We start from the raw sequence: 11,911 nt of genomic DNA on the forward strand, positions 1-11,911 counted from the left end.
AATAGCTATCTATACAAAGCAGAGTACCGCTTTAAAGAATAAACTTCATGGAGAAAAGGTACTTGGTAAACCTTCAAAAGTAGTTTATCACTCGCTCAACCGATCGCTTAAAGTATTGCAAAATGAGATAAAACTTTGGATTCCAGATTAACAGAGATTGTTAAGGATGATCAGCAAAAACAACTGACGCTTCTAAAAAGTATCCCTGGATTGGGTAATAAAACAGCCAGAATGCTATTAGTGTTAACCAATGGTTTTTCCAGTTTTGAGGACGCAAGTCAATTATGCTGGTATGCTGGAATTACGCCAACCATCCGTGCATCAGGATCTAGTGTAAGGGGTAAGAGTAGGATCAGTAAAATGGGAAATCCAAAACTTAGAAATCTGCTTTTCATGTGCAGTTTTACAGCCTGCAAACACAATAAAGCCTGTAGGGATATCTATGAACGAATAATAGCCAAGGGTAAAAGTAAGAAGCTTGCACTTATTGCTGTATGTAATAAACTACTAAAACAGGCATTTGCAGTGGCTACATCAGGTTTACCATACGATGAAAATTATGCGTCAAGATTAGGATAAAATGCTTGGAAGTTAGCTTAGTTCTTTGTCGTAAGCAGTTTTTTACTCTATCCATTCTATGAAATCTGGATTCTCCTTATATACTTCATATAAAATTTTGCTAACCTCATTATCAGGATTTGAAAGAGTTATAATTAAAGTGTCAATAGCTCTAGTTAATGGAATTAGAGCCCATAAATAAACGAACTTTCTTCTTTTTTCATCGAAAGATTCTAAGGCTAATTCATAATTATCTTTTTCTTCTTTGAAAGTTTCTTTTTTATAATCAATAAATTTATCAAAATCCAAATTTACGGTTGTCCATCCTTCTAAACCTCGACAGGACTCATATTGTAGCAGTCTGTGCTCATTTAGATCTACTACGTATTCAGTTCTTAAATCTGTACTAGTTCCATCCCAAAAATGTATGTTATTTGCTTTGTATTCTTCTATTTTTGAGAAACTTTTATCTTGTTTTTGATTTCCAAATTCATCTGTTTTCCAAACTCTTTCTACCAATGATGGTGGAACTAAAAACATCATTTCATATGCAGAATTTCCATTTTTTGTACATAATTCAAATTCTCTTTTATGTAAAATAGGAGAATATCCATTGGTAGAAATAATAATTTTGCCACCAGTAAGTTCTTTTTTTGCTTCTAGTTTCCAATTAATGTTCAATTTTTCTGCAAACTTATTTACAAATGAAACTAGATTAACTTTTTGCCTAAGACCTTTCTTTTCATGTGTTTTTTTAAAATCAACATCTAATTTTAAACCTCTAATCCAATTGCATTTATTTTGGGACCTGATTAATTGATCAACACCATCAGCTATTATCACTTTTTCTCTACCAAAAATTCTAAAAATTATTTCTTTTTCAAGTTCCCCCCAATCTTGCGCCTCATCAATTAAAAGATAATCCCACCCAACTTGTTCGTGTCGTGTTGACATTAATTCTGCTATTTCCTTGTCTCCAATTAGCTGTAAATCCAGATACTCATTTAATGTGTTTAAGTGATTTGTATAATTATCTATAAAATCTGGGATATATTTCTTTCCATTTTTACTTTCTCTGACACATTCTCCTAATTCAAAACCAATCAAAATTTCATAAAAAAACTTATGCAAAGTTGAAATATTTACGGTCTGATTATCTACACCATCCGGGATTTCGGCTAGCGCTAGACTTCTTTTAATATCACTAACCAAAGCGTGGTTAAAAGTTAAAATTAAACTTCTCGCTGAATGCTGAATTGCTAAATCGCAGGCTATTCTCAAAAGCTTAATAGTTTTGCCTGTACCAGCTCTTCCAGAAATAATTATCAATTTCTCGCCTATTGCTTTAACGTATTGTTGATCGTTAAGAATTTGGCTTGTAATTTTTTCAATTTTAGTTCTGGTAAGTTCTCCTGAACCATTTTTAATTCTTTTAAAGAGGTCGAAAATAGTCGCGATTTCATTTAGATCATATGACTGATTATAATTTAAAGAACTAAAACCCGCTGAATTTTTTAAAAGTCCTGAATCTTTGTAAAAAGGATTGTAAGGTATTGATTGTATACTTGCAAGCTGAAACAAGAATTTTACACTAAAATTATCGGGCAAATAATTATGTTTATCATAAATTTTTGAATTTTCTCCGATTAGATTTTTTAATGAATTCCAACGTAGATTTCTTAGCCATATAAAGTTACAGATGTAAGGTGAAAAATTGATTCTATCCTCAAAATAATTCGCTAAAGAATACTTTTGATTTTCGCTTTGCGTAGTAACATCAGACAATTTACTATTATATCTAACTAATAAATTAAGTCCATTTAATTGAATATCTTCTGCACGATGTCTTTTAGTTTCGAAAACAAAACAAAAATCGTTTACATATATAGAACGCATTTCTTGTTTTAAAGTCTTTCTCCAAAATTTTCTTCCTGACTTGAACGTTTTTAAATTATAATCTTCTTTTTCTAACTCTCGAGTTTCTCTTAAACCATCTGGAATTGAAACTTTCGCCTTGCTTCTTATATCAATGCGATAATTTTCAAATGAACCTATAGCAATCAAATCCACATCCTTGACTTCCTGACCAAATAGTGTTGCGTTACTGATAATAAGGATTTCACCATTAATAGAATTATTTCGAAATTCAGATTCGAAAATCTCCTTCAAGGCAAGTGCATCCTCAAATTCGTTAGTATTTGAATTCCCTTTAATTTTGATTGTTACTGGCATAATTAAAAATTGCTTACAACGGCTTCGAGTATGGCCAGTAGCGGTTGGTTAGCTAGTTTTTTACGCTTAAAAATAAATATAGCTAAAAACATCGAATATCGATTAAGTATTTAGCCGCAATTGACCATACGCGTTTTTGTATAACTTTTTTTTAATTTCCTAATGGATTTTTACCATCCTTGAAAAAGACTGTTCCAGCTCTTTTATATTTAACCTTTCTACCACTAACGCATAAAACGTAATTGGCATTACCTTTTTGCTCAGATGCACTTATTACAATAATATCTTTTATAGAACATTCATAATCAATTGCAACATGCTTTTTCAAATCTTTTAAAGTTGCATCAGCTCTTTTTAAAAAGGCCGAGTTTTTACCTTTTGGCTCTTCGAAATCATCTGGAAGATTACATTTATAGGAATCGTTATTTACGATGGAATTTTGAGCTGGTTTAGTATCAATGAAAGACCAAGTTTTGTCACTATTGAGGACAACTCTTCTTCCATCTTCTGTGGTGGCTATAAGTGTTTGACTAAATGTAATTGAGGTGAAAAGAATAAAGAGCAATGTAAAGGAAAATTTCATAATTTTTGTTTTAAGTTAATTTTATTTATGTCTTGAAATTTATTTTCTAAAGTTGGATTATTCTTTTTTACAAAATTGACATATACTTCTAGCATAACCGAATGTTGAAATAATCGTGCATATTTGACTTCAAGAAGGGTTGAAACATTTGGGTTAAATTTATTTACAGCTAATTACAATGAATTTTGTAATCTCTGAGTTAAATCAGAATATTTTTGAAAACTCTCCTCTTCATCATAATTCCGTTGAAAATTTCGTCAAATTCTTCTTGATAAAAAATTATTATTTGTTCACAATAATTTTTTAAATCATTTTCTGTTTTAGTTTCTTTCATTTTTTGATCAAAATGTTTTACAACGGCTTTGGCTATGGTTTCGTTGCGTGAAAATCCGCGAGGATTTTCCGACGTAAAACGAAGATAGCAAATTTGCGAGGACTTCCCGCGAGGAAAGTCAGAAGCAATGAACTATAGCCGTTGTTGGCAAATCGTTTTTTTATTCAATTTTCATTAGTCCATTCCTATTGCTTTTTACAAATTCCACCATTTTTGCTTGAAATTCTTTGACATAATTCTCATCATAAAAGTAGTTTTCAATCTCAAAGGTTGATTTTAATTCTTTGTAACCTTCTGCAAATGAATTCCAACGTTTATCCCATTTTTTACTATCGTCTTGAAATTTTTTATTTAGTTCTTGAATTGTCTCAAATTTTCCAAAATACTCTTGTAGGACTTTTTCATAATCGGCAGCCAATTTATCCATATTTGCTGCTTTCATTGCTTCAAGTGTTATTAATGATAATTCAGAGTTATTAAATAAAAACTGGTAAACTCCGCCATTATTAGTTTGAGATTCAAAATTAATCAACGCAAAATACATTCTTTGTTCTTTAGTCATCTTGTTTAAAAACTCCGAATGAGTAATTTCTCCTTTCCAAGGTCTGTAGACATCGTTACATAATTTTTCAGATTGGTCAGTATGTTCGTTTGGATAAGATTCCCATTCCTTTCCAGCGTATTTCAATTCAATTTCTTTCAGCCAGTTTTTATCAACGATTGGAAGGTAATCAGTTGATTCGGTTTTCGATTCGAGCATAACAAAATCGTTTGGTGCTTTTTCATACACTTTCGATTTACTACGAAACCAATAAATTCCAATTACTATTAGAACAATTACTATTAAGATTATTCCTGTTTTCATTGTTTTGGTTAAATGTTTGCCAACTTGTTTTAAAAATAAAAAAAGTGCCGATTTACCGTAACATTAACCCGGTTATCGACACTTTATTCAATTTCGGAATATTTTCTTCTTCACTATTTCTTATCTAATAGTTTCTCCAAATAAGCTACTTTTTCTTTTTAAGCTTGTAATAATCTTTCATAGAGTTTTTTATTCTCTTCTACGGACTCTATTAATTTGTCTAATGGATTAAAAGTACAATTTTGTGCTAAAGCTCCCGAACTGTTGCTAAAGTCATTATCATAAATGTTATTGAAATAATTAACCATAGCTTCCTCAGAAAAATTTTCAATAGCTTCTTTGCTCACTCCTAAGACTTTAGCTACTTTTTCAAGCTTTTCATCTTCTATGTGTTCGCTTTGCTCTAAACTCGAAACACTCTGCTGGCTAATCCCTAATTCTGCGGCAAGAGCTTCCTGCTTCATTCCTCGAAGTTCTCTGATTCGGCTGATCTTTCTACCGATATGACTGGTTGTTGTTGCTGTGCTCATAATCTCAAAGATAAACATTCTTTTTAAAAGTTTCGCTTACCACCCTTTGGAGTAAAAAACAAGTTATCAATTGTTTTTTACTGGTCATTTTGGTTCGCTACGGTCACTTCTTTTTAAAACTTGAAGGCTCATTGACCATCACTGAAGTTTCACTTTAAAACTTTTTGATCTATGCTTACCAATTTGCATCCACCCAAAGTTATAGAATTTGCGTTAACCCAAATTACGGAAATCCTCAAAAAGCATATCGAAATTACAAGTTTATACTATTTCGGTATGCAATCATCAGCACTGGGAACTCATAATTCCCTAAATAATGATGCTTCCAAACAACAGCAACACTATCATTTTTATTTGCTGCTATTGAGCAAGCATATTCCTTCCAATGCTGTTGCTAACCTTTCAGATATTGTCCGTCAAGATTCCGGCGGAAAATATACCATTAGCTTGTTGCTCTATATGCCGAAGCAACTTATAGCGGCTTCTGATCATAATAAATACTTCTTTTCTAAAATAATCCAATCAGGTGGTTTGGTTGAGGGTTTTCCTTTTGAATTAGCTCCTTTACAACTCAGCCAAATCCCTGAACTGGATACTAAGGGCATAACCAACTACACACAAGATCGAATGGCAATAGCCAAGCATTGTCTAAATTTTAGTGTTATTAATGAAAACACTGAACTATTAAGCGCTCATTTAATAAGATTATCTTTTGAACAACTTTGCTTAGGAACTATTTATGCGTTTCTGCATTATCATCCGCAACATCATCATCCCGTTTATCTTTTTAAAATCGTTCAATTTTGTCATGAAATACAACCTAATATTTTTTCAGAACAACTTTTTGAACAGTCCCCACTAAAAAGAATCTTTTGCTTTCATCATACTGAACTTCGCTACCGAAGTAGCTCTTTATTTTCAGTAACAGACCTTAACATGGCGCATTCTTATTGCCAATGTCTTTTAGATTATCTCTTACCCATTGTTAATCACCAATTACAAACTTTAAAAACAGCATCCCATGAAAACGAGAAAACTTGATCAACTAAAATTGAAACAGCTAAAAAGAATTGGAACTACCGAGTATGGTTTAAAAAAAGAAGAAACCAAACGTCATACGTATAGAAGCGCTACCATTCGCTTTGAAGATTATACCGATTACGTAATGCGTATTACATCATTATTAGAAGTCTGTGTGCTAGCCTTAGATGGTGAAGGAGATTTTCATTCGAAAAACTTAAGCCACCAAAGTAAAAACTCCAGTGTTCAATTAGTTATAGAAATGGTCATTGAATTAATGCCCGATGGTGATATGTTTCAATTGGAACAAATTATAGCCATACTTGAAAATGATACGGACTACATTCATTTCCCTAAGAAACTCAAAAAACAAATCATTAAAAACCAAGAACCTTATGAAAAAGGAAAAACTCATCAATAAGCTTCTGGAATTGAAGCAAGATCATATGTTGCATTTAACCCCTGATACCAGTAGAAAAGGAAAATGTTATAAGGGCACTTATAGAGTTGATAGCCACTTGGATCTATTGTTTTTGATCACAAACCTAATTAAGGTATGTATTGTAGCATTAGAAGAGAATGAACAATTATGTGATCTGGAAGTACCCAACCCTAAATATAATGTTATGGAAGTACTTCGTTTTGTAACACAGCTTATACCATCGGAAGAATTTGCTTTATTAGATAAATTCACGGAACTATTGGAAGACATAGAACTAGAAAATAAAGTTGCTACGGAAAATTCCTAACATTGGTTGTTACATAGGAAGTGTACACGAATTTGAAATAGGTACATTTTATTAAATTGCGTGCTAATTCAAGATGTGTGTCTGTGGACACAATCTTGATTGCTCCCCCTGGTCGCAATTTAAAAAAGAGATGTTTAAGAGAAAACGCTATTAATTCCATTTACTTTTTTTATCCAGAGCATTTGCCTTTTTAGTTCCATTGCAGTACTCATAAAGATCAAATGAAATAGACTTTAGGTTGGTTTCCTTTACTTCTTTTAGAGCCGTCACATTACCTTTTTGATATTGATTCTTCTACAGGATTTAGGATTAGGAAAAGGGCTATAAATAGGAAAGCGTAGCTGACCGGTTTATGCGCCCGCTAATGCTAAATCCTGTTCTTTTGAGATCAAAATGGTAAGGCGGTAATATTTAAAGTAAACTTCTAACTATGAAATATAGATCGGTCAACTTACCTGATTGTTCCTAAAGCGAACGTAAGGCTAAAGCAAATTTTCCGCTTCAATCTATTAGTATTTTTGTTTGCTTTTGGCTTATGTTCAAGACCATTTCGACGAACCGTTTTGACTGAAACGAAGTGAAAGGAAATATGGTGAGGACTATCTAAATCATAGCTTAATTTTCATTTTTCCGTGAAATTTGCTGTAAAAAATTGCCTGTTTATAGGGCCTCCCAGAGGATTTGCAGCAAAAATCCAAGAAAAACATTTTGAGCTAAATGTATAAAACATTGATAATCAATAAAATAAATTACTATAACATCGCTCTGCGTGTTATCCTCTTGCTATTCATTTCTTAGACTAAAAATTAATGGGATAGGCGTCGTCTATTAAACCAATTTGAGATTTTGAAGATACCGGATCAGAGGTGAAATGCTTAACTATTAATGGTTTTAACTCTTCCGAAAGCTTATCCGGGATATCATTATCGACTATAATCATTTGAAAGGAGACACTTTTATTCTGATGTAATTTGTTTAAATAATCATATATTTTTTCATACTTGTTGGCATCATTCATCCCTTCCTTTTGGTCTTCCTCCAAATCAGTTTCATCTGAATTTTTAATTTTTGTTTTACCTATATATTTTGCTATGGTATCAACCATTAGAAATGATGGGAAATTCACAGGATTGTTTATTGCATATTCCATGAGACTTAAGAAAAAACCCACGGATGTTAATGTTCTCACACCACCGGAATTTAATTCTTCATAATTTTTATTTCTTAAAACTGGTAAATAAGTTTTGTGAGATATGTTTACATTTCTAACATTTTTCATACCTACAAAACTTAAATAATTTGATAAATTACTACTTAATTCATTAAAAATTAAGTTTGGACTTGGAGCATCTTCCTTTAATGTCTTTAAATCTTCATCTAGCAAGATGATACTTTCATCTAATTCGATAATTTCCTGTTCTATCTGTTTTTGTTGGTTTCTAATTTTGTAAAAATGCTGTAAATTTTTCAAGTCACTTTCTAACCTTCCAATTTTAGTAGAATAAAGATCTCTTTGGCTGACAAATGGAGTTACAATTTTTTTAGATTGTTTATCAAAATCATTTCGTAAAAGATTCAATTCTTCTAAGCCTGATGTAATCTCATTTTCCGTTTTCCGTAAATTATTTCTTATTTCCTTATTTACCCGTGCTAGTTCATTTTTTCTTCTTTTAAGATTGTTTAATTCAGACTTAATGAAACTTTTACTATTGTCTTTAAATTTATTATTCAAATCCTTCAAATATATAGAGCTATCGCAAACTGGGCATTCGGTATGTTTCGTTTCAAGTGAAGAAATTTTCTCAGCAGCTTGTAGAGTAGCAGAAATTTTTCGTAAATCATTCGTATATTCTGCTAACAATTGGACATTATTTTTCAACTCAAATTCGTACTTGTTTTTTGAAGTATAACGTTTTTTAATTTTCTTTTCTAAATTACTAATTTCATTTCGAAACTTTTTAAAATTATCATTATTCGAAATTAATTTAATATCTATTTCTTTAATTAGATTTCTTAATTTGATAATTTCATTTTGAATATTTTCTCTTTTTTCATTAAGCTCATGTAAAGTTTCAATTTGAGTTTCTCGAAGAAAGTGAGTTATAGAATTGTTTTTCTTGTTCAATTCCTTTCTAATCTTTGACTTTTCGGAGATTAATTGTTGTAGCTCAGATATTCGTGTATCAAGAATATTTAGCATTAACTTAAATGTTTCTTTTAACTTTACAAGTCTTGGAAAATTATCTCCAAAAATTTTTCTTGTACCGACTTGATCTTGATCCAAATAAAGAAATTGAAAAATATCTCTAAAGCTTAAATTAACCATTTTAGAATCTTCCTTAGATGGAGATTGTTTTATTTTGGTTATTGGTATGTTTAATTTTTCCATTAAGAATTCTGAGAAAATTCCATCTAATCCCTCTCTAGAATAATTAGGTGAATAGTATTTAGGAAAAACTTCATTCAAATCTGATATCGAACTCTGGAAAACCATAATATCTTCTTTCTCATCAAATATATTTCGAAAAATTGAGTAGACAACACCTCTCAGTTTTACCTCTAGATAAATTTCTTGAACTGAAAATTCTAATTCTGAATATAAATCTAATTTTTTAGATCCTAAACAATAATTTATCAGATTTAAAATACTCGATTTACCTGTATCTGAATCACCATAAATAATGTTTACACCACTATGAAATGGAACTAAATAATCTTTTCTATTGCCTTTAAGTAATAGTTTGTTTACAATTAATTTAGCAGATTTAATTCGTTTTGCCATGTGAGAGATAATAATCCACCAATTTATTTATTCTAGAAAATGGTGTAGTTTTTAAAGGAGAAATTTTTTCATAAATGTTAGCCAGTCTTTTAAAGTAAAGAGAGTCTAATTCACTGGAAAATATTTTACCCTTATCGGATATTACATAAAATATTTCCATTTTTTTTCCATATTCAATTTTGGCTAGGTCATATAATATAAGTGTCTTCAAGATAGCTTTAATACCATGATAATCATACAAACTTTTTTTATTGGGAAATACAGATTCAATTGACTGAATTTCCGATTCGGTGTATGAAAATTCTTCCCTATTATTTCTTTTTAAAATTCTGTTTAATATTAAAGGGTGTTTACTTAAAAAATCAAAAAGAGATATTTTGTCTATAGTTAGAACCGGATTGTTTTTACTATTCAGCGATAAATTCTCTAACAGAATACATATCTGACAAATTTTAAGTTTAATATCATTATCCGGTAAATAAATAGGTATACTATCCATTTGCGGTTGCTATTTTGTCTTTAAATTCCTCTAAAGTAGATATATTATTATTTCTAGCCCACCAGATAGTATCATCTTTAATTGCTAATTGCTGAAGCATACCATATTTTTGTAAACCTTCAAGTGGTTCATACAAAGTCTTTAAATATTTTTGGTCTGAGTTTAATATTTCTTTGTGAACAGAGGTGACTAATGCATTAGAATCCAAATGGTTACCAGATAATAGATTTCCAAATTCAATTGAATAAATCTCTTTAATTTTGGCATAAAGAGCTGATAATTCATTAATATCTACTCCCATTGCATGTAATCTTCTTATAGCAAATTCCGCGCTAAAAAATGCTTCCTTTGAAGCAGAAATTAAAGTTTCGTGTACATCAGCAATAATTAGTTTTAAAACAAAAATTTCTTGATCATATTGCCCCTCATCACAAAACTTTGCTGAATTTTGATCCTTGCTCGTTTCTTTTTCTTTGAAGAACTTTTTAATTTCAGATTTAACTGCTAAAAGAACATTATCACTCTCGTTAGTAGGTTTAATAATACTAAAATGATCATGATCAGAAAAAATGGTGTTTTGCTTTTCGCGATCGAGAGCTATAGCACTTGATTTTGGGACAATATCATCCGAAGTACCAACGGCATAGAATCGCCTAGGTAAAGAATTTGATTGAATCCAATCATTATTTATTTTTGTGATTGAACCATCTAACGGTGTCATATGTTTAATTTGTTTATTACCAAAAAAACTTTTACCCAAATTAGCTAAATCAGATCCGGAATGTGGGGTGGCTAGAGAAATGTATAAGTCTATAATTGATTTTCCATTTAAACTTATTTGATCTAAAATAACTTTTTTACCAATTAACCCTCCCATACTATGACCTATCAAAACTATATTTTGATAAGTTTCGCAATGATACTTTAAAGAAGTTTGAAATATTGAACTAATATCTTCTATTGGAGAATTTTTTAACACCTTCTTTTTAGAGAGAAGCCTTTTGAAAATACGGGGTGATCTATTAAATTCTAAGAGTTTAGAATAGTAATTGAATAAGCCAATATCGAAATTAGATTTAATTTCATTGTCTACTAGTAATTTATCAATAAAAGGCATACTTCCATCTCCTTTGATCCAAGTACCCCTATTTCCCATAAATCCATGAACGAATATTATAAGGTTTTTTGATTCGGAGTTCTTATGAATTATCTCCAACATAATAAATAATTGCTACTTTTTTAAATTTTTCTAATTTATGATATTTTTTTGAAAAAAGTTTGATAATAAAATGAAATGCGAATAAATGTAAATGATTTATATTGAAATCAAATTATTTGTGCGTTCCAGTCAACGTTAAATTTCTATTTTCAGATGGCCAAAACTGGTTTAGGTATGTGATTCTTTTATTACATTAGTTATAGATGAACTGAAAACACATAATCTGATGTTTGATCTTGGAAAACTTTATATCCCTACCATTCTTTCGTTTGATCCATCAAGCAAAACAATTTCTTTTACATTACCTGAATTTTTTACGAAAGAGCATTTTGAGCATGTTTAATATTCATTAGAGCTTAATATTTTAGGCTCTGATGCCATTATTTATTATTATGGTGAAGATGACACCTATTTATCTCAGGTGTTAGATTTGGATGAAGAATATATTGCTGCCGGATCTTTGGAGTATGAAAGTTTCGGGGCAATCCAAGAAAAAGCCTTAAAACAATTAGAGCATTTTATACTCGATCCAAAAACAGA

11 protein-coding genes and 1 pseudogene are annotated in these 11,911 nt (G+C 30.6%); 4 read left to right on the forward strand and 8 right to left on the reverse strand.

Translation table 11 applies throughout. The features are described from left to right. A pseudogene (locus tag ACN0WI_RS16330) lies at window positions 1–579 on the forward strand (IS110 family transposase); the annotation flags it as partial. Window positions 580–621: 42 nt separating this feature from the next. Here ACN0WI_RS16330 and ACN0WI_RS16335 read toward each other — a convergent pair. The 5 genes from ACN0WI_RS16335 to ACN0WI_RS16355 all read right to left on the reverse strand — a co-directional run bounded on the left by ACN0WI_RS16335 (window position 622) and on the right by ACN0WI_RS16355 (window position 5,102). After that, window positions 622–2,790: an AAA family ATPase gene (locus ACN0WI_RS16335; protein WP_417888114.1), complete on the reverse strand. Its 2,169-nt coding sequence runs from the start codon at window positions 2,788–2,790 to the stop codon at window positions 622–624. A gap of 151 nt (window positions 2,791–2,941) precedes the next feature. Further along, a complete protein-coding gene (locus tag ACN0WI_RS16340; protein ID WP_417888115.1) occupies window positions 2,942–3,373 on the reverse strand; it encodes a hypothetical protein in 432 nt (143 codons plus the stop codon). Window positions 3,374–3,572: 199 nt separating this feature from the next. Further along, the gene (locus ACN0WI_RS16345) at window positions 3,573–3,707 is read right to left on the reverse strand and encodes a hypothetical protein (RefSeq protein WP_417888116.1); all 135 of its coding nucleotides are present in this window, start codon (window positions 3,705–3,707) and stop codon (window positions 3,573–3,575) included. A 160-nt stretch (window positions 3,708–3,867) separates the two neighbouring features. Next, complete coding sequence (locus ACN0WI_RS16350; RefSeq protein WP_417888117.1) at window positions 3,868–4,572, reverse strand: DMP19 family protein; 705 nt, start codon at window positions 4,570–4,572, stop codon at window positions 3,868–3,870. Window positions 4,573–4,730: 158 nt separating this feature from the next. After that, entirely contained in the window at window positions 4,731–5,102 is a 372-nt protein-coding gene (locus ACN0WI_RS16355; RefSeq protein WP_417888118.1) for a helix-turn-helix domain-containing protein, read from the reverse strand. 276 nt (window positions 5,103–5,378) lie between these two features. Between ACN0WI_RS16355 and ACN0WI_RS16360 the strand changes: the two genes are divergently transcribed. From ACN0WI_RS16360 to ACN0WI_RS16370, 3 genes are read left to right on the forward strand one after another with little or no spacing between them, the layout of a single operon-like run. Continuing rightward, window positions 5,379–6,143: a hypothetical protein gene (locus ACN0WI_RS16360; protein WP_417888119.1), complete on the forward strand. Its 765-nt coding sequence runs from the start codon at window positions 5,379–5,381 to the stop codon at window positions 6,141–6,143. Then, window positions 6,124–6,543, forward strand: a complete 420-nt coding sequence (locus ACN0WI_RS16365) for a hypothetical protein (RefSeq protein ID WP_417888120.1) — start codon at window positions 6,124–6,126, stop codon at window positions 6,541–6,543. The genes ACN0WI_RS16360 and ACN0WI_RS16365 overlap by 20 nt, the downstream gene beginning before the upstream one ends. Continuing rightward, window positions 6,518–6,871: a hypothetical protein gene (locus ACN0WI_RS16370; protein ID WP_417888121.1), complete on the forward strand. Its 354-nt coding sequence runs from the start codon at window positions 6,518–6,520 to the stop codon at window positions 6,869–6,871. The genes ACN0WI_RS16365 and ACN0WI_RS16370 overlap by 26 nt, the downstream gene beginning before the upstream one ends. 799 nt (window positions 6,872–7,670) lie before the next feature. Here the strand turns inward: ACN0WI_RS16370 and ACN0WI_RS16375 are convergent. The 3 genes from ACN0WI_RS16375 to ACN0WI_RS16385 are packed head-to-tail and all read right to left on the reverse strand — an operon-like array spanning window position 7,671 to window position 11,371. After that, window positions 7,671–9,653: a DUF3732 domain-containing protein gene (locus ACN0WI_RS16375; RefSeq protein WP_417888122.1), complete on the reverse strand. Its 1,983-nt coding sequence runs from the start codon at window positions 9,651–9,653 to the stop codon at window positions 7,671–7,673. Further along, window positions 9,637–10,152, reverse strand: coding sequence for an ABC-three component system middle component 4 (locus tag ACN0WI_RS16380; RefSeq protein WP_417888123.1), 516 nt, complete (start codon window positions 10,150–10,152; stop codon window positions 9,637–9,639). Before ACN0WI_RS16380 ends, ACN0WI_RS16375 begins: the two co-directional genes overlap by 17 nt. Next, window positions 10,145–11,371 (reverse strand): ABC-three component system protein, encoded by a 1,227-nt coding sequence (locus ACN0WI_RS16385; RefSeq protein WP_417888124.1) that lies wholly within the window; start codon window positions 11,369–11,371, stop codon window positions 10,145–10,147. Before ACN0WI_RS16385 ends, ACN0WI_RS16380 begins: the two co-directional genes overlap by 8 nt. Window positions 11,372–11,911 lie beyond the last annotated feature (540 nt).

It is taken from the genome of Zunongwangia sp., from assembly GCF_048269745.1.
GTDB lineage: Bacteria > Bacteroidota > Bacteroidia > Flavobacteriales > Flavobacteriaceae > Zunongwangia.